This is a genomic window from Cellulomonas dongxiuzhuiae (assembly GCF_018623035.1).
GTDB lineage: Bacteria > Actinomycetota > Actinomycetes > Actinomycetales > Cellulomonadaceae > Cellulomonas > Cellulomonas dongxiuzhuiae.
This window is the reverse complement of the sequence record NZ_CP076023.1, coordinates 2,945,690-2,967,667: the sequence shown is the minus strand read 5'-3', so window position 1 is coordinate 2,967,667 and position 21,978 is coordinate 2,945,690. Positions and strand designations below refer to the sequence as shown.

The window sequence follows — 21,978 nt, the reverse complement described above, 5'->3', positions numbered from 1 at the left end:
CTGGACGCGTGGAGCCCGACACCTGCGCCCTGCCCGGCCCGGCCCCCGCGTCGGCGCACCCGCCCGTCCCGACCTACCCCGGCACGCCCGCGCTCGCGGACCTGACGACGCTGCGCGTCGGCGGGCCCGTCGGGCGCTACGTCGAGACGACGTCCGAGGCGGAGCTCGTCGCGACCGTGCGTGCCGCGGACGAGGCCGGTGAGCCGCTGCTCGTCCTCGGCGGCGGCTCGAACGTCCTGGTCGCCGACGACGGCTTCCCCGGGGTCGTCGTGCGCGACGTGCGCGGCGGCGTCGAGGTGCCCGACGCGTCCGCGTGCGGCGGGATCACGCTCACGGTGCCCGCGGGCACCGTGTGGGACGACGTGGTCGCCTACGCGGTGGCGCACGAGCTCGTCGGCGTCGAGGCGCTGTCCGGCATCCCCGGGTCGACCGGCGCGACGCCCGTGCAGAACGTCGGGGCCTACGGCCAGGAGGTCGCGCAGACCGTCGCGCAGGTGCGCGTGTGGGACCGCGGCCGCGCACGGGTGCGCACGCTGCCGTTCGTGTCCCTCGGCTTCGGCTACCGCACGTCGGTCCTCAAGCGCTCGATGCGTCCCGACCCGGCCGACCCCGCCGCGCCCTGGGGCCCGACGCCCCGGTACGTCGTCCTGGACGTGACGTTCCAGGTCAGGGAGGGCTCGCTGTCGGCACCCGTGGCGTACCCGGAGCTCGCGCGGGCGCTCGACGTCGCCGTGGGGGAGCGCGCCCCGCTCGCCGACGTGCGGGCGGCGGTGCTCGCGCTGCGGGCGCGCAAGGGCATGGTGCTCGACCCTGCCGACCACGACACGTGGAGCGCGGGGTCGTTCTTCACCAACCCCGTCGTCGCGGCCGCGGACGCGGGCGCGCTGCCCGCCGACGCGCCCCGCTGGCCGCTGCCCGACGGCTCGGTCAAGACGAGCGCGGCGTGGCTCATCGACCACGCGGGCTTCGGCCGCGGGTTCGGCGCTCCCGGCCCGGCGACGCTCTCGACGAAGCACACGCTCGCGGTGACGAACCGTGGTGGGGCGCGCGCCGACGACCTCCTCGCGCTGGCCCGCGAGGTCCGCGACGGCGTCCGGGAGCGGTTCGGCGTGGTCCTGGAGCCCGAGCCCGTGCTGGTCGGCGTCACCCTCTGAGGCGGCCGCGCGCGGCCCCGGTGGGTCGCGCGCGCGGGAATCTAGCGATCCGCACGGATCGGGACAACCGCCGCAGGTCGGGCACCGGTGTCCGCCCTGCGGCCGACGTCCTGCCCCCCGTGGGGCCGCCAGGGTGGAGGTGCGCCGACGGCCGGGTCGCAGGGGCACCGGCGGGCGCGATCCAGGGGGATCACCATGACGAAAGCACAGTTCCGCCGTGCCCTCGCCGTGACGACCGTCGCGGCCTGTCTGGCCACGACCGTCACGGCGTTCACGGCGACGGGCGCGACCGCGCACGGCAGGCCGGGCGCCGGCCACGACCGCACGAGCCGCGCGGAGGCCGCGCGCGTCGACCGGGTGCCGACGCCCGACCCGGGCTGGTACGACTGCTCGTCCATCTTCCTGCCGGGCAGCGAGTGCGGCACCGTCGAGCTCCCGCTCGACTACGACCAGCCGCGCAAGGGCACCACCGAGGTGGCGCTGCTGCGGGTCCGGGCCACGGACCCTGCCCAGCGGATCGGGTCGCTGTTCGTCAACCCGGGCGGGCCGGGGGGCTCCGGCGTGGACATGGCGGCCTTCGCACCGTACTTCCTGTCGCCCGAGGTGCTGGCGAAGTTCGATGTCGTCGGCCTCGACCCGCGCGGCACCAACTACTCGTCGAACGTGCGGTGCTTCCGCGACGTCGGCGAGCAGGACGCCGCGCTGTCCGGCATGTACGTGCCGTTCCCGCAGGGGCAGGAGCAGACCGCGGCGTTCGTCGACTCGGCCTGGAAGCTCGGCAAGGCGTGCTCGACGACGGGCGCGCCGCTGAGCGCGTCCATGTCGACCGCCCAGGTCGCGCGTGACATGGACGTCGTGCGGCGGGCCGTCGGCGACGAGAGGCTGACGTTCCTGGGCTTCTCGTACGGCAGCTACCTGGGCCAGGTGTACGCCAACATGTTCCCCGACCGTGTGCGTGCGGTCACGATCGACGGGGTCCTCGACCCGCTCGCATGGGCGGGTACCCGCGGCACCGCGAACATCCCGGTGACCGAGCGCCTCGCGTCCGGGACCGCTGCCTGGCGCGCCACGCAGGAGATCCTCGACCGTTGTGAGCAGGCCGGGCCCGACCTGTGCCGCACGGCCGGGATCGGTGAGCCGCGGGCCGTGTGGGACGGCGTGGCCGCAGGTCTGCGCGCCACACCGGTCGAGCTGCGCGACCCGGAGACCGACGAGCTGATCGTGACGGTCGACTGGCCGGTGTTCGTCAGCACCGTGCTCGGGACGCTGTACGCGCCGGACGCGTACCTCAGCGTCGACGCGCTCACGTGGGCGATCCACTGGCTGCTCCAGCCGGAGACGCCGGAGAACGCCGAGATCCGCGCCGAGGCGCTGGCGTCCCTGGTGGGCTACGAGCGCGCACAGCAGCTGGTCGCCGCGGAGCACGCCGCCACCCGCACGGAGCGGGCGTCCGAGCTCGGGTTCGCGTTCCCGTACTACAACGGCACCGAGGCGTTCTCGGCGGTGCTCTGCACCGACTCCGTGAACCCCCGGCGGCCGGAGGACTGGATCGCGGCCTCCGCCCGGCAGGACGCGCTCGCGCCGGGCTTCGGGCCGTTGTGGACGTGGGGTTCGGCGCAGTGCGCGAGCAAGGCGTGGACCGCGCGCGACGAGGACGCGTGGACAAGCCGGTTCGACGCCCGCACCTCCTCGCCGGTGCTCGTCGTCGGCAACCTGTGGGACCCGGCGACCGCCTACGAGGGTGCCGTCGCGGCCGCGAACGTGCTCCCGAACAGCCGCCTGCTGTCGTCGGACAGCTGGGGGCACACGGCGTACGGCACGTCCGCGTGCGCCACCGACGCCATCGACCGCTACCTCGTCGGCGTCGAGCTGCCGGCCGAGGGCACGCGGTGCACGGGCGACGTGCAGCCGTTCGTCGACCAGCCGATGTCCCGCGGCGCCCAGCCGCGCGCCCTGCCGCCGGTGGTGCCGCCGGTGCCGGGTGCGGAGCCGCGCACGTCGTGACGTCGTGAGCGACGCATGAGGGTGGGGGCCCGGCCACGACGGCCGGGCCCCCGTCCCGCGCCGTCAGGCGGCCGCGGGCTCCGTCGCGAGCCACGCGTCCACACCGGCGAGCAGCCGGGCCCGGGCGCCCGGGGACGCGGCGCTCGCGGTGATGGACGCCCGGGCGAGGTCGGCCAGCTCCGCGTCCGTGAACCCGTGGTGGTCACGGGCGATGCGGTACTGGTCGACGAGGCGGGAGCGGAACAGCAGCGGGTCGTCCGCGCCGAGCGCCACGCGTGCGCCCGCGTCGACCAGGGTGCGCAGCGGCACGTCGCCCGGGGCGGCGTACACGCCCAGCGACACGTTGGAGGCGGGGCAGACCTCGAGGGGGACGTCGTCCTCGAGGACGCGTGCCAGGACCCGGGGGTCCTCGGCGCTGCGCACGCCGTGCCCGAGCCGGTCGGGCCGCAGGTGCTCGAGCACCTCCTCGACGTGCGCGGGCCCCAGCAGCTCGCCGCCGTGCGGGACGGACAGCAGGCCCGCGCGGTGGGCGATCGCGAACGCACCCGCGAAGTCGGCGGTCGAGCCGCGCCGCTCGTCGTTGGACAGCCCGAACCCGACGACCTGCCCCGGGCCGTCGCCCGCGTGCTTCGCGGCGAGCCTCGCCAGAGTGCGCGCGTCCAGCGGGTGCCGCATGCGGGACGCGGCCACGACGACGCCGATCTCGACGCCCGTCGCCGCCTGCGCGGCACGTGCCTCGTCGAGCACGATCTCCAGCGCCGGCGTCAGGCCCCCGACGAACGGCGCGTACGACGTCGGGTCGACCTGGATCTCGAGGCGGCCCGACCCCTCGGCGGCGTCGTCCGCGGCCGCCTCCGCCACGAGCCGGCGCATGTCCGCCTCCGAGCGCACGCACGCGCGCGCCGCGTCGTACATGCGCTGGAACCGGAACCACCCGCGCTCACCCGCGGGGACCATCAGCGGGTCGTCGTCGAGCAGGACCTGGGGGAGCCGGATGCCGTGGCGCTCCGCGAGCTCGGCAAGCGTCCCGACGCGCATCGAACCGGTGAAGTGCAGGTGCAGGTGCGCCTTGGGGAGCAGGTTCAGGTCACGCATCGCTGCCAGTCTGCCAGGCCGGCGTCACCGGTCGCGCGGCGGTGCGTCGCGGGCGCGGCGTCACGCCTGCGCGTCCACCAGCCGGTAGCCGACCCCGCGGATCGTGTCGAAGTGCTCCGCACCGAGCTTGCGTCGCAGGTACCGGACGTACACGTCCACGACGTTGGAGCCGGGGTCGAAGTCGTAGCCCCACACCTCGGAGAGCAGGCGCTCGCGCGTCAGCACGTCCCCGGGGTGACGCATGAACGTCTCCGCGAGCGCGAACTCGCGCGCGGACAGGTCGACCTCGGTGTCGTCGACACGCATGCGCCGCGTGCGCAGGTCGAGCTGCAGCCGGCCGTGCGCGAGCACGTTGCCGCGGGCCGTCGCGGCGGGCTGGCTGCGCAGCCGCAGCCGGACCCGCGCCAGCAGCTCCTCGAACCGGAAGGGCTTGGCCATGTAGTCGTCGGCGCCCGACTCCAGGCCCGTGACGGTGTCGGTCACGGACGACCGCGCGGTGAGCACGATGACCGGCAGCTCGTACCCCTCGGCGCGCAGGAAGCGCAGCACGTCGAAGCCGTCCATGTCGCCCAGGCCCAGGTCGAGCACGAGCAGGTCGACCCCACCGGCCTCGACGTGCTCGAGGGCGGCTTCACCGGTCAGCACGGCGGTCGCCTCGTACCCGTGGGCGCGCAGGCCCTTGGCGACGAAGGCGGCGATGCGCTCCTCGTCCTCGGCGATCAGGATGTGGGTCATCTGTGGGGCTCCACGAGATCGAACGACTCGGCCTCGCCGTCGACGAGGCCGACGGCAGGCAGGTCGAGGACGAACCCGACGCCGGGACCGGCGCCGGGAGGGGGGTGCTCGAGGAACACGCGTCCCCCGTGGGCGGCGGCGATGGCCGCGACGATCGGCAGGCCCAGGCCGGCGCCGTGCTGCACGCGGTCGGCCTGGCCCCGGTGGAAGCGCTCGAAGATCCGGTCCTCCTCCTCACGGGGGACGCCCGGTCCTTCGTCCCGGACCCAGACCAGCAGGCGGCCGTTCGCGACCTCGCTGCCGAGGCGCACGAGGGCACCGGGTGCGGAGAAGCGCACGGCGTTCGCGAGCAGCTGCAGCCACGCCTGCGTGACGCGCTGCGCGTCGAGGTCGACGACGACGTCGGCGCGCGACACGACGACGAACCGACGCTCGCCCAGGCCCCGGGCCTTCTCCAGCACATCGTCCGTCAGGCGTCCGACGTCGACCGGCGCCCGACGCACGAAGTCGGGCCGGTCCACGGTGGCCAGGGTCACGAGGTCGTCGACGAGGCGCTGCATGCGGTCGAGCTCGTCGAGCGCGAGCGACTGCGTCGCGCGCACGTCGGTCTCGTCGCCCGGGTCGAGCAGCTCGAGGTGGCCGCGCACGATCGTCAGGGGGGTCCGCAGCTCGTGCCCGACGTCGTCCAGCAGCTCACGCTGCGAGCCGAACGCGCGCTCGAGACGCTCGAGCATCGAGTTGACCGATGCGGCCAGGTCGGCGAGGTCGTCATTGCCGGTCACCTCGATCCGCTCGGACAGGTCCGACTCGGTGACGCGGCGCACGGTGTCGCGCAGCACCCGCACGGGTCGCAGCATGCGGCCCACGACGAACCACGCGACGAGCGACGTGACGACCAGCGCGGCTGCCCCGACCGCGGAGTACGTCAGGAAGATGCGCCACACGCCCGCGTTCTGCGCGGTGCGGTCGGACGCGACCACGAACATGCCCGCGACGTCGGGGTCCGCCGCGAGCCGTACGGGCACCGCGACGAGCCGGTACTCGGTGACGGACGTGCGCACGGTGCGGGGGAAGCCGGCGAGCGCGTCGTCCGCGGGCAGCGCGCGGAGCCACGCCATGAGCTCCTCGTCGGTGTCGAGGCGGACGGCGCGCGTCTCGTCGGCCGGCCGCACGAAGAACGTCCCGTCGAGGGTCGAGAGCACACCCTCGTGCTCACCCGGCACGCGCGCCTCCACGGCCTTGAGCAGCAGCCGCTCGACGGACGACCAGGGGACGCGTGAGCCGTCGGGCTGCGCCTCGCCCTCGACCTGCGCGGTGCGCAGCGCGCTGACGGCGCGCGTCAACGAGTCGTCGATGCGGGCGTCCGTCGCGCGCAGCTGCAGCGCGAGGCCCGTGACGCCGGAGATCGTCATGGCGGCCGCGGTCAGCGCGACGACCGCGGTCATGAGCCGACCGCGGACGGTGACCCGTGACGCAGGCCGGCGGGCGGCCTCGGGGGGCACGACGAGGGCGTGCCCCGTCGTCGGCCCGCTCCGCATGGGGGACAGTATGGTCGCGCGTCCACCGCGGCAGTAGGCCCGTCCGAGCGCCGGTCGGGAGCCGCCCACGGGTCATGCGCCCGGCAGGATCCCCCGCGCGATCGCGACGGTCACGGCGTGCGTGCGGTCGTCGACCCCGAGCTTGGCGAACGCCCGCAGCAGGTGCGTCTTGACCGTGGCCTCCGTGATGAACAGCTCACGCCCGATCCCCACAGCCCGAGGACCACCGCGAAGATCAGCGCCGCGCCGAACTGCGCGGCGGGTGGACCCCGGCGTCAGCCGTGGGCGTCAGGCGCCCGGGACCGCCTCCGCCAGCAGCGACTGGATGCGGCCCACGCCCTCGGCCAGGTCGTCGTCGCCCAGGGCGTACGACAGCCGCAGGTAGCCGCTGGGCCCGAACGCCTCGCCGGGCACGACCGCGACCTCGACCTCGTCGAGGATCAGTGACGCGAGCTCCGCCGAGGTCCTGGGCGTGACGCCCCGGATGGTGCGCCCGAGGACGCCCTCCACGGACGGGTACGCGTAGAACGCGCCCTGCGGCGCGGGGCAGCGCACGCCGTCGATCTGCTCGAGCATGCCGACCATCGTGCGGCGGCGGCGGTCGAACGCCGCGCGCATCGTCTCGACGGCGGACAGGTCGCCCGTCAGCGCGGCCACGGCCGCGCGCTGCGAGACGTTGGCGACGTTGGACGACAGGTGCGACTGCAGGTTGGTCGCGGCCTTGATGACGTCCGTCGGGCCGATCATCCAGCCGACGCGCCACCCGGTCATCGCGTAGGTCTTCGCGACGCCGTTGAGCACGATCGTGGTGTCGGCGAGTTCCGGGACGACCCGCACGATCGGCGTGAACACGGCGTCGTCGTACGTCAGGTGCTCGTAGATCTCGTCGGTGACGACCCAGATGCCGTGCTCCAGCGCCCAGCGGCCGATCTCCTCGGTCTGCTCGGGGGAGTACACCGCGCCCGTCGGGTTGGACGGCGAGTTGAACAGCAGCGCCTTGGTGCGCGGCGTGCGCGCGGCCTCGAGCTGCTCGACGGTGACCAGGTAGCCCTGGTCCACGCCCGCGAACACCTCGACGGGCTCGGCGCCCGTCAGGCGGATCGCCTCGGGGTAGGTCGTCCAGTACGGCGCGGGCAGCAGGACCTCGTCGCCCGGGTCCAGGATCGCGGCGAACGCCTGGAAGACGGCCTGCTTGCCCCCGTTGGTCACCAGCACGTCCGCGGGCCGCACCTCGTAGCCCGAGTCGCGCAGCGTCTTGGCGGCGATCGCCTCGCGCAGCACCGGCAGGCCGGCCGCGGGGGAGTAGCGGTGGTTGACCGGGTCCTGCGCGGCGCGCACCGCGGCCTCCACGATGTAGTCCGGCGTCGGGAAGTCGGGCTCGCCGGCCCCGAACCCGATCACGGGACGGCCGGCCGCCTTGAGCGCCTTCGCCTTCGCGTCGACCGCGAGGGTCGCGGACTCCGCGATCGCGGCGACCCGGGCGGAGACCCGGGCGCGGGTGGACGTCGTCGTCGGTGCGCTGTGGTCGGTCACGCGGACATCCTCGCAGAGGCTCCAGGGTCCGCGGCCACGGGATATCACGACGTGGTACGAGGCCCCGCGCGCGAGCGGTTCGACCGTACGGCCTCGCGTCGCGTACAGTGGTCCACCGGCGGTTGACGTCCGCCATGATGAAGCACGCCTTCAGGTCGAGCCCGAGATGTTCGGGCAGGTCGGGCGGTGGTCGCGGAGTCGTGGTGACCCGGCCGTCGTAGGGCAGTGGCGCAATTGGTAGCGCAGCGGTCTCCAAAACCGCAGGTTGCAGGTTCGAGTCCTGTCTGCCCTGCGCACGCGACCGGCTCGGCCTCGGGACTCCCGAGGTCCGGGTCGGTGTCGTGAGCAGGACCGCCGGTCGGTCCGGCGCGTCGCGTCGGCCAGTCCGTCCGTCCTCGACAGCGGCACCCGTCCCGGGCGCTGCACCGACGACCAGACAGGGGCCAGACGTGAGCGATACCGCTGCCGCCGCGGCGTCCGACGCCGAGGGCTCGGCTGCCAGCAGGAGCGAGCACACGCCGCGTCGCGGCGAGGAGAAGCGCGGGCTGTTCGCGCGCATCGCGCTCTTCGTCCGTCAGGTCGTCGCCGAGCTCAAGAAGGTCGTCCGGCCCACCCGCCAGGAGCTGGTCACGTACACCAGCGTCGTGCTCGTGTTCGTCACCGTCGTCATGCTGTTCGTGACGCTGATCGACCTGGGCATCGGGAAGCTGACGTTCTGGGTCTTCGGGTGACGTCCGCCGGCTGACGCCGACGCCTCACCCCACCCGCGCGGCTCACGGCCGCGCACGCACCGGCCACGCGCCGGTCCACAACGGAGAAAGCAGGTTGCACGTGTCGCAGGAGTCGCAGGAGCCCACGTCGGGCGCCGAGGCCGAGCTCGCGGACGCCCTCGCGTCCGTCGAGGCCGTCGAGGCGAGCGCGGGTGACGAGCTCGCCGACACGGTCGATGGCGACGCCGCCGCCGTTGCCACCGAGGACGACGCCGAGGACGACGTCGCCGCCGCGGAGGACGCCGCCGAGGAGGACACCGCGGCCGAGGACGTCGCCGCCGAGGACACCGCTGCCGAGGACGTCGCCGCCGAGGACACCGCGGCGGGGGACGACGAGATCGACCCCGACGAGGACCCGGTCGCCGCGTTCAAGGCCCAGCTGCGCCGCATGCCCGGCGACTGGTTCGTCATCCACTCCTACGCGGGGTACGAGAACCGCGTGAAGGCGAACCTCGAGTCGCGCACGCAGAGCCTCAACATGGAGGACTACATCCACCAGGTGGAGGTCCCCATGGAGGAGGTCGTCGAGATCAAGAACGCGCAGCGCAAGGTCGTCAAGCGCGTGCGGATCCCCGGCTACGTCCTCGTCCGCATGGACCTGACCGACGAGTCGTGGGGCGCCGTGCGCCACACGCCGGGCGTCACCGGGTTCGTCGGCCACACGCACCAGCCCGTGCCGCTCACGCTCGACGAGGTCTTCTCGATGCTGGCCCCCGCGATCGAGGCGAAGTCCCCGGCGCAGCAGGCCGCCAAGGCGTCGAGCAAGCCGGTCGAGGTCGACTTCACGGTCGGCGAGTCGGTCACCGTCACCGACGGCGGGCCGTTCGACACGCTGCCGGCGACGATCTCCGAGATCAACCCCGAGAACCAGAAGCTCAAGGTCCTCGTCTCGCTCTTCGGCCGGGAGACCCCGGTCGAGCTGTCCTTCAGCCAGGTCTCCAAGATCTGACCTGCTGATCCCCGCCCCGCGGGGTACTGCAACCGGGTCATCGCCCACGGCGTCGGCCCACGACACGAACGGAAGGCATCATGCCCCCCAAGAAGAAGGTCACCGGGCTGATCAAGCTCCAGATCAACGCCGGTGCCGCGACCCCCGCGCCGCCGATCGGCCCCGCGCTGGGCCAGCACGGCGTCAACATCATGGAGTTCTGCAAGGCGTACAACGCGGCGACCGAGTCGCAGCGCGGCAACGTCATCCCCGTCGAGATCACGGTGTACGAGGACCGCTCGTTCACCTTCATCACGAAGACGCCGCCGGCCGCCGAGCTCATCAAGAAGGCCGCGGGCGTGGCCAAGGGCTCGCCGACGCCGCACACCGTCAAGGTCGGCACGCTGTCGGCCGACCAGGTGCGCGAGATCGCCAGCACCAAGCTCGAGGACCTCAACGCGAACGACCTGGCCTCGGCCGAGAAGATCATCGCCGGCACCGCCCGGTCGATGGGCATCAAGGTCGAGGGCTGAGCGTCCGCTCCGTCCTGAAAGACGTGTCGGCGAGCGCGACCTGCGCTCGCCGACAGGTGGCAGGGCCCGTGTGCGGCCCGGATGACCACGACTGCTGACACAAGGAGACACAGGCAGATGCCCAAGCACAGCAAGGCGTACCGCGCCGCCGCCGAGAAGCTCGAGGCGGACCGGATCTACACGCCGCTCGAGGCCGTGCGCCTCGCCAAGGAGACCTCGACCACCAAGTACGACTCGACCGTCGAGGTCGCGTTCCGTCTCGGTGTCGACCCCCGCAAGGCCGACCAGATGGTCCGCGGCACCGTCAACCTGCCCCACGGCACCGGCAAGACGGCCCGCGTCATCGTGTTCGCGAACGGTGAGCGTGCCGAGCAGGCCCGCGCCGCCGGCGCCGACGAGGTCGGCGGCGACGACCTCATCGCCAAGGTCGCGGACGGCTGGACCGACTTCGACGCCGCCGTCGCGACGCCGGACCTCATGGGCAAGGTCGGTCGACTGGGCAAGGTGCTGGGCCCGCGCGGCCTCATGCCGAACCCGAAGACCGGCACCGTGACGATGGACGTGGCCAAGGCCGTGTCCGACATCAAGGGCGGCAAGATCGAGTTCCGTGTCGACCGGCACGCGAACCTGCACTTCATCATCGGCAAGGCCTCCTTCTCGGAGACCCAGCTGGTGGAGAACTACGCCGCCGCGCTGGACGAGATCCTGCGTCTGAAGCCGGCGTCGTCGAAGGGTCGCTACATCGCCAAGGCGACGCTGTCGACCACGAACGGCCCCGGCATCCCGCTGGACCAGAGCAAGACCCGCAACCTCACGGAGGACGAGGCCGCCTGACGGTCGCCTCCACCACCGCGACGACGGCCCGGCACCCGCGAGGGTGCCGGGCCGTCGTGCGTCCCGGGCCGTCGCCGGTGCGTCCCGCGCCCGCAGGCGCGACAGGGCCCGGTCCCCCCTGCGGACCGGGCCCTGCGCACCGCCACGGACGTGCCGTGACGGTCAGCCCCTCACCAGGGCAGCCATTCGGTCACGCACGTGCCGTCCGCGCTCTCGCAGACCAGCCGCACCGGCCCCTCGGGGCGGGCGGCGAGGCGGAAGTACCCCACCTCGTCGGTGTCGACACCCGCGACGTCGCCGTCGGGGCGGCGCAGCACGACGCGACCGGGCCGCGCCGGGATGAGCTGGCCCTCGATCACGCCGTCGGACACCTCGACCTCGACCCCGACGCCCTCACCCTCGAACACGAGGGTGCGCGACGGCTGGCCGCTGCGGTCACGGACGCCCGCCGGCTCGTCCGCGGTGCACGAGTCGTGGACGAGGGAGAGCAGCAGCAGGTCCGTCGCCAGCTCGTCGCGCAGGGCGAGCATGCCGCGGTGGGCGTGGAACGCCGTCGACGCCGCGGCGGTGACCCGGCGCAGCACGTCCTCCTCCGCGACCGCCTGGACGAGGTCCGCGGCGAGCGCGTCGTCGTCCTCCCACGCGTTCGCGGGGCGTGGCTGCGGGAGGCTCACGTCATCCGAGTGCCAGGACATCGTGGCCTCCTTCGCCGAGCACGGCGCCGGACGGCGTCGCGAGGTAGGTGCGGATGGCCTCCGTCTGACGGAGCCGGGCCAGTCCGCGCTGCCGGGTGGGACCGATGGACCCCACGGGGATGCCCAGCCGTGCGGACACCTCCTGGTAGCTGGGCGCCGGGTCCGTCGACAGCAGGAGCAGCAGGTCCCGCTGGTGCGCCGGCAGCTCGGCCAGCGCGGCCCGCAGCGCCGCGTGCCGCTCGCCGCGCAGCAGCTCGTCGTCGAGCTCGGCGTCGTCCTGGGCGTCGAGCCGCCCGGTCGTCGGGTCGACGGGGATCGACCGTCGCGCGAGGTTCGACATGCGGATGCACTCGTGCCGGGTCGCGGTGGAGATCCACCCCGGCAGCGCCTCCGGCTCGCGCAGGTCCCCCAGGTGCTCCAGGAGGTTGAGCCACACGGTCTGCGCGACGTCCTCCGCCTGCTGCGGGGTGAGCCGGAACTGCCGGACCCGGGACATCACGAGGTTGGTGTGCCGACGCACGATCTCCGACCACGACCCCTCGTCGCCCGTGAGCGCCCCCGCCACGAGCTGTGTCGCGGTGCGCTCGCCGTACGGTCTGCCCAGCTGTTCTCGGCTGCTCACGGCACGGCTCCTTCGCCTGTCGGGTTTATCCCGAAGGCCATCATGACGCTCGACGAGGCAGGTGCCCAGCACGTCAGGCTCCCGGGAGGATCTGCAGGGCCCGGCCGAAGCCTGCGACGGGCTTGCCGGCGGCGAGAAGAGCGTGGACGGCCTGCGGCCCGTCGACCCCGAGCTCGGTCATGGTGCGTGCGATCGCCCCGGCGACCTGGGGGGCGGCGAAGGACGTGCCCACCCACTGGGCGAAGGCGTTCGCGCCGAAGTCCTGCGGGTCGGAGCCGAACACCGGGTTCTGCCGGCCACGGACGAACGTGGACAGCACCCCCTCGCCGACGGCGGAGAAGTCGACCCAGGAGCCCCTGCTCGACCAGTCGGTCGGTCGCAGGTCGGCGGTCAGGCCCCCGACGGCGATGACGCGGCCGAACGCGGCCGGCCAGGTCGGGGTGTCGTCGCCGTAGTTCCCCGCGGACGACACCAGGACGCTCGGCCAGCCGCGCTCGTCCTCGATCTCGCGCACCACGTCGAGGGCGATGCCCAGCGCGAGGGACGGCTCGTCGAACAGCGTCTGCGTGCCGAGCGAGAGGTTGACGACGTGCGCGCCGTCGCGGACGGCACGGATCAGCGCACAGGCGACGTCGAGCTCGCTGCCCGCGCCGCCGGGGCCGACGGCCTTGTACAGGCGGATCTCGGCCGCAGGCGCCACCTGGGCCACGATGCCCGCGACGAACGTGCCGTGGCCGGCGTAGACGTCGAGGTAGCCGTCCCGCGGCTCGGCGTCGAGCGGGTCGATGTTGGACTGGTCGCCGTGGTCCGTGGGGTCGTCCACGGCCACGCGCGCCACGGTCCCGAGCCAGCCGTCGGTGCGCTGCTCGGCCGTCACGCCGGTGTCGATCACGGCGACGACGACGCCCTGGCCGTGTGGGGAGGTGGACGCCTCGTACTCGCGGAAGGACGCGACCTGCGGGGCGAACGCCCCCGACGTGGGTTTCATGATCGGTCCGCCGCCCAGCGGCGTCACGTAGGACGGTGAGACGGCGTGCCCCCGCGACCGCAGCGAGCTGACGAGGCCCGTCAGGCGGCGTGCGCGGCGAGGGTCGGTGGCCCGCAGGCGGACGATCCGGCCCTCGAGCTCCGGGTGGCCGAGGTCGACCTGCTCGAGCCCGGCCGCCTCCACCTCCGCGCGGACGTCCTGCCACGTCGACGGCGCGACCAGCAGCTCGCCGACCACCGGGAAGACGTCGGACCCGTGGCGGTTGCGCACGACGTCGAGCTCCCCACCACGGCTCGACCAGCCCTCCTGCAGGCGGCCCACGACAGCGTCCCGGCGTGCCAGGACGTCCGGTCCGCCCCCGCCGGGGGACAGGTCGGCGCGCAGGCGCTCGGCGTAGCCGACGACGGGACGTGGTGTGCCGCGCGGCGCGCTCTCGGCCCCGCGCCTCGGGGGCGAGCCTCCGGTCAGGCGCTGCTCGTACTCCGCGCCGAACGGCTGCCCGGCTCCGCGGTCCCGGAATCGTGTCACGTCAGTGCTCCTCGTCCTCGGTCGGTCTCACGCTGCAGAGTCGCCCCGGCGCCCACCTGATACATCGCGGACCCTAAGATCCGAGAGTGCAGCACGAGACACCGGCGGGGCCGTCCGACGGTGAGGTGCGCGCGGGCCTGCTGCAGGACGCGCGGGCGCTGCGGGACGCGCTCGACAAGGACCCCGCCGGTGCGCGGCCCGATGCCACGCGCGTCGTCGCCACCGCCCGGGCCCTGCGCGAGCCGGAGCCGCTCGCCTGGGGACTGCGTGCCCTGGCCGTGCTGCACCGGCACGACGGCGACCCGGCCGCGGCGGAGACGATCCTCGGCGAGGCGATACGTGTCGCGCGTCGCGCGCACCTGCCCGTGGTGGGCGCCTGGTTGCTCGCGAGCAGGTCCGTGGCCCGGCTCGAGCTGGGGCGGACGGCGCAGTCGCGGTCGGACGCGCTGGCGGCGCTGCGTGTGGTCGACGAGCGCGGGGGGAACGACCCGGACCTGGTCGGTCTCCACCTGCGGCTCCAGCTGCAGCTCGCCGTCATGGACCACAACTCGGGGCGGCTCACGCACGCCGAGGAGCGCTACCGGACCGTCGCGCGCGAGGCGGCGGCCGACAGCGCGGACCTCGTCCGGGCCGCGAACAACCTCGCTCTCGTGCTGGTGGGTCGTGCCGAGTACTCCGAGGCGCTGCTCTGGGCCCAGGCCGCGGTCGACGGCGCGGCCAGGCTCGGGCCCGCGCTGCGGTCGTGGCCGTACCTCACCCGCTCGCTCATCGAGGTCCACACCGGGCGGCTGGCCCAGGGCCTGCGGGACCTCGACGCGGCGGCGCGGGCTCTGCAGGAGGCCGGCCAGTCGCCGGGGGAGTACTACCTCCAGTACGCCGAGACCATGCGGGAGCTGCGGCTGCTGCCCGAGGCCGCGGCCGCCGGGCGCCGCGCGCTCGAGGAGATCGTGGGTGCGGGTGCGGACCTCCTCGAGGTCGACGCGCGGATCTCGCTCGCGGAGACCCTGCTGCTCGCGGGTGACGCCGAGCAGGCCGCCGAGCACGCCGCGGTCGTGCGTGAGCGCGCCCGACGGCAGGGACGTCCCGGGGCCTACGACCGCGCGGTCCTGGTGTCGGTGCAGGCGCTCACGCGGCTGGGTCGCGCGGGAGCCCCCGAGCTGGCGTCGGTGCAGCGTGCGGCGATGCGGCTCACGCGGTCGGGCGAGCTGGCCCAGGGTGCCGACGCGCACCTCGTCGGGGCGCGTGTCGCGGCCGCGCTCGGCGCGCACCGTCGCGCGGTCGCTCGGTACGACGCCGCGGCCGACCTCGCGCGTGGCGGGCCGCTGTCGGTGCGGCTGCGGGGCAGGATCGCAGCCGCGCTCGCGGCCCGGCTCCGGGGCCTGGACGACGCCCTGCTCGCCGAGTGCCGCGCGGGCCTGCGCGACCTGGCGCGGCACCGGGCCACGCTGCCGACGATGGAGCTGCGGGCGCTCGCGTCGGGCCACGGCGCCGAGCTCGGAGAGCTCGGGCTCGACGTGGTCGTGCGTCGCGGGTCACCGGCGGCCGTCCTGCGCTGGATGGAGCAGACCCGTGGGGCGGCGCTCGAGCTCGTCCCGGCGGGGGCAGGCACGCCGGTCCACGTGTCGCGACCTGCGGCGCGGGCGCCCCGTGAGGTGCCCGGTCCGGGCCCGGCCCGTCGGGGATCCGTGATCGTCGCGGACGACGACCTCGCGGCCGACACCCGTCGTTCGGCGTGGCTCGAGGACGTGTCCTCCGGGGGGTCCGCGACCCTGGTGCCCGGCCTCGGCACGGTCCGGCGCGCGCTGGGCGGGCGGGTCCTCGTCGAGTACGGGCGGTACGGGGACCGCGTGGTCGCGGTCGTGGTCGACGCCGCGCGTGCCCGGGTCGTGGACCTCGGCACCGTCGCGGGTCTCGTCGCCGGCACCCTGCAGGCGCTCGTCTTCGCGCTGCGTCGCATGGTCGACCCCAGCAGCCGCGCGGCGGCCGAGGCGGCGCGGGCGAGCGCCGACCTGCGCATCGCGCAGCTGCGGGCGGTGCTGGTCGCGCCGCTCGGCGTGCGGCACGACGACGAGCTCGTCGTCGTGCCGGTGGGCGTCCTGCACGGCGCGCCCTGGTCCGCGCTGCACGACGGACCGGTGGCGCTCGCGCCGTCGGCGACCGCGTGGATGCGGACGCTGGCACGCGCACCCGACCCGGGGATGCCGGTGGTCCTGGTGGCCGGGCCGGACCTGCGGGGTGCGGGGGACGAGGTCGAGGCGTTGCGTGCCCTGCACCCGGCGGTCCGTGTCCTGGGCGCGGCGCAGAGCCGTGCCGACGCCGTGGTGGCGGAGATCGGACGCGCCGAGCTGGCGCACCTCGCCTGTCATGGCGCGCTGCGCTCGGACAACCCCATGTTCTCGTCGGTCGTGCTGGCCGACGGGCCCGTCACGGTGCAGGAGCTGCACCGGGCCGGGGTCGCCCCGCGGCGCCTGGTGCTCGCCTCGTGCCACTCCGGCGCGGACGTGGCGTACGAGGGCGACGAGGTGCTCGGGCTGGTGTCAGCCATGCTGTCGCGGGGGACCGCGGGCGTCGTCGCGTCGATCGCCGCGGTGCCGGACGTCGAGGTCGTCGACCTCATGCTCGCGCTGCACCGGCGGCTCGCGGTGGGGCAGACCATGGCGAGGGCGCTGCACGGCGCGCGGGGAGAGATCGACCGGGACACCCCCGCGGGGTTCGTCAACTGGTGCACGTTCAGCGCCCACGGCGCGGCGTGACGCTCGGTGGCGGGTGTCTCGGGGGCCGGTCGACGTCCCCGTGATTTGGAGGCACCCCGGGGTGTGTCGTACTGTGGGCGCGCCCAAGACCGCCGGTCGTCGGTCCGCTCGTCGGACCGGCCGAAGCTCCGCATGACGCGGGGGCCTGCGCAGGTGAGAGTTCGTCGCACGTCAACGTGCTGCCCGTGGCCCCGGCCCGGGCGGACGCCCGTGTCCGAGCCCCGCGCCTGCGCGGGGCTCTTGTCGTTCCTGCGTCGTGACGGAAGACGCCCGGTGGCACCACCATCGGAAGGAATGCCATGGCGAGGCCGGACAAGGCTGCCGCTGTCGCGGAGCTGACGGAGCGCTTCCGCGGCTCGAACGCGGCCGTGCTGACCGAGTACCGCGGGCTCACCGTTGCGCAGCTCAAGACCCTGCGCAAGGCGCTCAGCGGCAACGCGAACTACGCCGTGGTGAAGAACACGCTGACCGCGATCGCGGCCAAGGAAGCCGGCCTCGAGGGCCTCGACGACGTGCTCGAGGGCCCGTCGGCGATCGCCTTCGTCACCGGTGACCCGGTCGAGGCGGCCAAGGGACTGCGTGACTTCGCCAAGGCGAACCCTGCACTGGTCATCAAGGCGGGCGTCGTCGACGGCCGCCCCGTGACCGCTGCGGACATCACCAAGCTCGCGGACCTCGAGTCCCGCGAGGTCCTGCTGGCCAAGGCCGCAGGCGTCATGAAGGCCAAGCTCTACCAGGCCGCGTACCTGTTCACGGCTCCTGCCTCGCAGGCCGTGCGCACCGTCGAGGCCCTGCGCGTCAAGCGCGAGGAGTCCGACGCCGCAGCCTGAGCCCGACGCTCCGGCCGCACGTTCTCGTAGCAACCCCAGCACCTCCCACCGCCCGACCACCGGGCGGCGGGTCCGAACGGAAGGAACCGCCACCATGGCGAAGCTCACCACCGACGAGCTCATCGACGCGTTCAAGGACCTCACGCTCATCGAGCTGTCCGACTTCGTGAAGGCGTTCGAGGAGACCTTCGAGGTCACCGCCGCTGCTCCCGCCGCCGTGGCCGTCGCCGGCCCGGCCGGCGGTGGCGCCGAGGCCGAGGTCGAGGAGGAGAAGGACTCGTTCGACGTCGTCCTCGAGGCCGCCGGTGACAAGAAGATCCAGGTCATCAAGGAGGTGCGCACGCTCACGAGCCTCGGCCTGAAGGAGGCCAAGGACCTCGTCGACGGCGCGCCGAAGCCGGTCCTGGAGGGTGTCAACAAGGAGACGGCCGAGAAGGCCAAGGCTGCCCTCGAGGGCGCCGGCGCGACGATCACCCTCAAGTGATCCGGGCCCGGTCGGCCGCCTGACGCGAGTCGGGCGACCGCCGGGGCCACCCACGCACGACGAAGCCCGCACCCCTCGGGGTGCGGGCTTCGTCGTACCCGGGGACCGGCGCAGGGGGGACGGCCACGGCGGCCGTCGGCGGCCGCGCACGGGCGTTGCGTTTCCCCCGCGGCGCAGCGTGTGCCACCATGTCACGCGGCGACGACGAGGTCGCCGGTACGGGCGGTGTGGCCCGTAGGACCCTTCGCGTGGGCTGACTTGACGGAGCCTACGAAGGTGCGTACGCTAGCGCTTTGCGCTGGCCTGTGCCCGCGATCTCAGATATCCCGACTCCGGTTCCGACGTACGTGCGCGTCGAACCTCGTGTCGTGGCCGGGGATTGCGCCTCGCCAGGCGGCGCAGCGTGCCACGATCCGCAGGGAAGGACCCCTCTTGGCTGCCTCGCGCATCCCTTCTGCACCGTCCGCCGACGCCATCGCGAACCGCACCGCATCCCGTCGCATCTCCTTCGCCAAGATCCATGAGCCGCTCGAGGTCCCCGATCTGCTCGGCCTGCAGACGGAGAGCTTCGACTGGCTGCTGGGCAACGAGCGCTGGCAGGCCCGCGTGGCCGCCGCGCTCGAGGTCGGTCGCAACGACGTGCCGGAGACGGCGGGCCTCGAGGAGATCTTCGAGGAGATCTCCCCGATCGAGGACTTCGGCGGGACCATGTCCCTCTCGTTCCGCGAGCACCGCTTCGAGCCGCCGAAGTACACGGCCGACGAGTGCAAGGAGAAGGACTTCACCTTCGCCGCGCCGCTGTTCGTGACGGCGGAGTTCGTCAACTACACCACCGGCGAGATCAAGTCGCAGACGGTCTTCATGGGTGACTTCCCCCTGATGACCGAGCGCGGCACCTTCATCATCAACGGCACCGAGCGCGTGGTCGTGTCGCAGCTCGTCCGCTCCCCGGGCGTGTACTTCGAGCGCACCGCCGACAAGACGTCCGACAAGGACGTCCTCACGGCCAAGATCATCCCGAGCCGCGGTGCGTGGCTCGAGTTCGAGATCGACAAGCGCGACAACGTCGGCGTGCGCGTCGACCGCAAGCGCAAGCAGAACGCCACGGTGCTGCTCAAGGCGCTCGGCATGACCGAGAGCGAGATCCGCGAGGAGTTCGCCGAGTACCCCGCGGTCATCGACACCCTCGAGAAGGACCACGTCCAGACGCAGGACGAGGCGCTGCTCGACCTCTACCGCAAGATCCGCCCGGGCGAGCCGCCGACCGTCGAGGCCGGCCGCGCGCTGCTCGAGAACTTCTACTTCAACTCCAAGCGCTACGACCTGGCGAAGGTCGGCCGCTACAAGGTGAACAAGAAGCTCGGTCAGGACGCGCCGCTGTCCGACTCGGTGCTCACGCTCTCGGACGTCGTCGCGACGATCAAGTACCTCGCGGCCCTCCACATCGACAAGCCCACGCTGCCCGGCACGCGCGGCGGCGAGTCGATCGAGATCCGCGTCGAGCCCGACGACATCGACCACTTCGGCAACCGTCGCATCCGCGCGGTCGGCGAGCTCATCCAGAACCAGGTCCGCACGGGCCTGTCGCGGATGGAGCGCGTCGTGCGCGAGCGCATGACGACGCAGGACGTCGAGGCGATCACGCCCCAGACCCTCATCAACATCCGCCCCGTCGTGGCCTCCATCAAGGAGTTCTTCGGGACGAGCCAGCTGTCGCAGTTCATGGACCAGAACAACCCGCTCGCGGGCCTGACGCACAAGCGGCGTCTGTCGGCCCTCGGCCCGGGTGGTCTGTCCCGCGACCGCGCCGGCATGGAGGTCCGTGACGTCCACACCTCGCACTACGGCCGCATGTGCCCGATCGAGACCCCTGAGGGCCCGAACATCGGCCTCATCGGCTCGCTCGCGACCTACGGGCGCATCAACCCGTTCGGGTTCGTCGAGACGCCGTACCGCCGCGTCAAGGACGGGAAGGTGTCCGACGAGGTCGACTACCTGACCGCCGACGACGAGGACCGGCACATCATCGCCCAGGCGAACGCGCCGCTGACCGACGACGGCTCGTTCGTCGAGGACGCCATCCTCGTGCGCACCAAGGGCGGCGAGCCCGACCTCGTGCCGCCGTCCAGCGTCGACTACATGGACGTCTCGCCGCGCCAGATGGTCTCGGTCGCGACCGCGCTCATCCCGTTCCTCGAGCACGACGACGCCAACCGCGCGCTCATGGGCGCCAACATGCAGCGTCAGGCCGTGCCGCTGGTCCGCTCCGAGGCTCCGCTGGTCGGTACCGGCATGGAGCGTCGTGCGGCCGTCGACGCGGGTGACGTGGTCGTGGCCACCAAGCCCGGCGTGGTCACCGAGGTGTCCGCCGACCTGGTCGTGGTCGCCAACGACGACGCGACGACGTCGACGTACCGCATCGCCAAGTTCCGCCGCTCCAACCAGGGCACCTGCTACAACCAGCGGGTCCTGGTCGAGCACGGCGCGCGCGTCGAGGTCGGCTCCGTGCTGGCCGACGGCCCGGCGACGGACGAGGGCGAGCTCGCGCTCGGCCGCAACCTGCTGGTCGCCTTCATGTCGTGGGAGGGCCACAACTACGAGGACGCGATCATCCTGTCGCAGCGCCTCGTGCAGGACGACGTGCTGTCCTCGATCCACATCGAGGAGCACGAGGTCGACGCGCGCGACACCAAGCTCGGCCCCGAGGAGATCACGCGGGACATCCCGAACGTCTCCGAGGAGGTCCTGGGCGACCTCGACGAGCGCGGCATCATCCGCATCGGTGCCGAGGTCGGCGCAGGCGACATCCTCGTCGGCAAGGTCACGCCCAAGGGCGAGACCGAGCTGACCCCGGAGGAGCGCCTCCTGCGCGCGATCTTCGGTGAGAAGGCCCGCGAGGTCCGCGACACGTCGCTCAAGGTGCCGCACGGCGAGTCCGGCACGGTCATCGAGGTCCGCACGTTCAGCCGCGACGACGGCGACGAGCTGCCGGCCGGCGTCAACGAGCTGGTCCGCGTGTACATCGCGCAGCGCCGCAAGATCACGGACGGCGACAAGCTCGCCGGCCGTCACGGCAACAAGGGCGTCATCTCGAAGATCCTGCCCGTCGAGGACATGCCGTTCCTCGAGGACGGCACGGCCGTCGACGTCGTCCTCAACCCGCTCGGCGTGCCCGGCCGCATGAACGTCGGCCAGGTCCTCGAGACGCACCTCGGCTGGGTGGCCAAGCAGGGCTGGGACATCAAGCTCGCCGAGGGCGAGGCCGTCTGGCGCGAGGGCGTCCCCGACGCTGTCGCGAGCTCGAAGCCCGGCAACCCGGTCGCCACCCCCGTGTTCGACGGCGTGCCGGAGCAGACCCTCACCGGTCTGCTCGGCTCGACGCTGCCGAACCGGGACGGCGAGCGCATGGTCAAGGGCGACGGCAAGGCGCGGCTGTTCGACGGCCGCTCCGGCGAGCCGTTCCCCGAGCCCGTGTCGGTCGGCTACATGTACATCCTCAAGCTGCACCACCTCGTGGACGACAAGATCCACGCTCGCTCGACGGGCCCGTACTCGATGATCACGCAGCAGCCGCTGGGTGGTAAGGCGCAGTTCGGTGGCCAGCGGTTCGGCGAGATGGAGGTGTGGGCACTCGAGGCGTACGGCGCCGCCTACACGCTGCAGGAGCTGCTCACCATCAAGTCGGACGACGTCCCGGGCCGCGTGAAGGTCTACGAGGCGATCGTCAAGGGCGAGAACATCCCGGACTCCGGGATCCCCGAGTCGTTCAAGGTCCTGCTCAAGGAGATGCAGTCCCTCTGCCTGAACGTCGAGGTGCTGTCCTCCGACGGCGTCTCCATCGACATGAAGGAGAACGACGACGAGGTCTACCGCGCCGCGGAAGAGCTCGGCATCGACCTGTCGCGGCGCCCGAACGCCAGCAGCGTCGAAGAGATCTGACGTCGAGCCCCGGTC

General features: G+C 73.2%; 17 protein-coding genes, 1 tRNA gene and 1 pseudogene. 11 read left to right on the top strand and 8 right to left on the bottom strand.

From position 1 onward, the window contains the following. The first annotated feature begins 8 nt into the window (after positions 1-8). A complete protein-coding gene (locus KKR89_RS13310) occupies positions 9-1,154 on the top strand; it encodes a UDP-N-acetylmuramate dehydrogenase (RefSeq protein ID WP_208195857.1) in 1,146 nt (381 codons plus the stop codon). Positions 1,155-1,349: 195 nt separating this feature from the next. Continuing rightward, entirely contained in the window at positions 1,350-3,158 is a 1,809-nt protein-coding gene (locus tag KKR89_RS13305; RefSeq protein WP_208195856.1) for an alpha/beta hydrolase, read from the top strand. A gap of 63 nt (positions 3,159-3,221) precedes the next feature. Here the strand turns inward: KKR89_RS13305 and KKR89_RS13300 are convergent, their stop codons facing one another. The 5 genes and pseudogenes from KKR89_RS13300 to KKR89_RS13280 all read right to left on the bottom strand — a co-directional run bounded on the left by KKR89_RS13300 (position 3,222) and on the right by KKR89_RS13280 (position 8,059). Continuing rightward, positions 3,222-4,253: an adenosine deaminase gene (locus KKR89_RS13300; RefSeq protein WP_208195855.1), complete on the bottom strand. Its 1,032-nt coding sequence runs from the start codon at positions 4,251-4,253 to the stop codon at positions 3,222-3,224. 60 nt (positions 4,254-4,313) lie between these two features. Beyond that, complete coding sequence (locus tag KKR89_RS13295) at positions 4,314-4,988, bottom strand: response regulator transcription factor (protein ID WP_208195854.1); 675 nt, start codon at positions 4,986-4,988, stop codon at positions 4,314-4,316. Next, positions 4,985-6,526: a sensor histidine kinase gene (locus KKR89_RS13290; protein ID WP_208195853.1), complete on the bottom strand. Its 1,542-nt coding sequence runs from the start codon at positions 6,524-6,526 to the stop codon at positions 4,985-4,987. The genes KKR89_RS13295 and KKR89_RS13290 overlap by 4 nt, the downstream gene beginning before the upstream one ends. Before the next feature lie 72 nt (positions 6,527-6,598). Beyond that, positions 6,599-6,733, bottom strand: a pseudogene (locus KKR89_RS13285) (response regulator transcription factor); the annotation flags it as partial. A gap of 81 nt (positions 6,734-6,814) precedes the next feature. Further along, positions 6,815-8,059 (bottom strand): pyridoxal phosphate-dependent aminotransferase, encoded by a 1,245-nt coding sequence (locus KKR89_RS13280; RefSeq protein WP_208195852.1) that lies wholly within the window; start codon positions 8,057-8,059, stop codon positions 6,815-6,817. 219 nt (positions 8,060-8,278) lie between these two features. On the opposite strand from KKR89_RS13280, the gene KKR89_RS13275 reads away from it, so the two are divergent. The 5 genes from KKR89_RS13275 (at position 8,279) to rplA (ending at position 11,124) form a co-directional block, all read left to right on the top strand. Next, a tRNA-Trp gene (locus tag KKR89_RS13275) sits at positions 8,279-8,351 on the top strand. 157 nt (positions 8,352-8,508) lie between these two features. Then, positions 8,509-8,790, top strand: a complete 282-nt coding sequence (gene secE / locus KKR89_RS13270) for a preprotein translocase subunit SecE (protein WP_208195851.1) — start codon at positions 8,509-8,511, stop codon at positions 8,788-8,790. A gap of 100 nt (positions 8,791-8,890) precedes the next feature. Then, the gene (gene nusG, locus KKR89_RS13265) at positions 8,891-9,778 is read left to right on the top strand and encodes a transcription termination/antitermination protein NusG (protein WP_208195850.1); all 888 of its coding nucleotides are present in this window, start codon (positions 8,891-8,893) and stop codon (positions 9,776-9,778) included. Positions 9,779-9,858: 80 nt separating this feature from the next. Continuing rightward, on the top strand, positions 9,859-10,290 hold the full coding sequence (rplK, locus tag KKR89_RS13260; protein ID WP_191782310.1) for a 50S ribosomal protein L11: 432 nt from the start codon (positions 9,859-9,861) through the stop codon (positions 10,288-10,290). Between the two features lie 117 nt (positions 10,291-10,407). After that, positions 10,408-11,124 carry a 50S ribosomal protein L1 gene (rplA, locus tag KKR89_RS13255; protein ID WP_208195849.1) on the top strand — a complete coding sequence of 239 codons (717 nt, stop codon included), beginning with the start codon at positions 10,408-10,410 and terminating at the stop codon, positions 11,122-11,124. Between the two features lie 170 nt (positions 11,125-11,294). On the opposite strand, the gene KKR89_RS13250 is transcribed toward rplA, so the two are convergent. From KKR89_RS13250 to KKR89_RS13240, 3 genes are all read right to left on the bottom strand, one after another. Then, positions 11,295-11,819, bottom strand: coding sequence for a hypothetical protein (locus tag KKR89_RS13250; RefSeq protein WP_208195848.1), 525 nt, complete (start codon positions 11,817-11,819; stop codon positions 11,295-11,297). Beyond that, the gene (locus tag KKR89_RS13245) at positions 11,800-12,441 is read right to left on the bottom strand and encodes an RNA polymerase sigma factor (RefSeq protein WP_208195847.1); all 642 of its coding nucleotides are present in this window, start codon (positions 12,439-12,441) and stop codon (positions 11,800-11,802) included. Before KKR89_RS13245 ends, KKR89_RS13250 begins: the two co-directional genes overlap by 20 nt. Before the next feature lie 73 nt (positions 12,442-12,514). Beyond that, positions 12,515-13,957, bottom strand: a complete 1,443-nt coding sequence (locus tag KKR89_RS13240) for a S8 family peptidase (protein WP_208195846.1) — start codon at positions 13,955-13,957, stop codon at positions 12,515-12,517. A gap of 86 nt (positions 13,958-14,043) precedes the next feature. Between KKR89_RS13240 and KKR89_RS13235 the strand changes: the two genes are divergently transcribed. The 4 genes from KKR89_RS13235 (at position 14,044) to rpoB (ending at position 21,963) form a co-directional block, all read left to right on the top strand. Next, positions 14,044-16,710 carry a CHAT domain-containing protein gene (locus KKR89_RS13235; protein WP_208195845.1) on the top strand — a complete coding sequence of 889 codons (2,667 nt, stop codon included), beginning with the start codon at positions 14,044-14,046 and terminating at the stop codon, positions 16,708-16,710. A gap of 299 nt (positions 16,711-17,009) precedes the next feature. Beyond that, entirely contained in the window at positions 17,010-17,540 is a 531-nt protein-coding gene (rplJ, locus tag KKR89_RS13230) for a 50S ribosomal protein L10 (protein ID WP_208195844.1), read from the top strand. Positions 17,541-17,634: 94 nt separating this feature from the next. Continuing rightward, positions 17,635-18,024 (top strand): 50S ribosomal protein L7/L12, encoded by a 390-nt coding sequence (gene rplL, locus KKR89_RS13225; protein WP_208195843.1) that lies wholly within the window; start codon positions 17,635-17,637, stop codon positions 18,022-18,024. 432 nt (positions 18,025-18,456) lie between these two features. Beyond that, on the top strand, positions 18,457-21,963 hold the full coding sequence (gene rpoB, locus KKR89_RS13220; RefSeq protein ID WP_208195842.1) for a DNA-directed RNA polymerase subunit beta: 3,507 nt from the start codon (positions 18,457-18,459) through the stop codon (positions 21,961-21,963). The last annotated feature ends 15 nt before the right edge of the window (positions 21,964-21,978 follow it).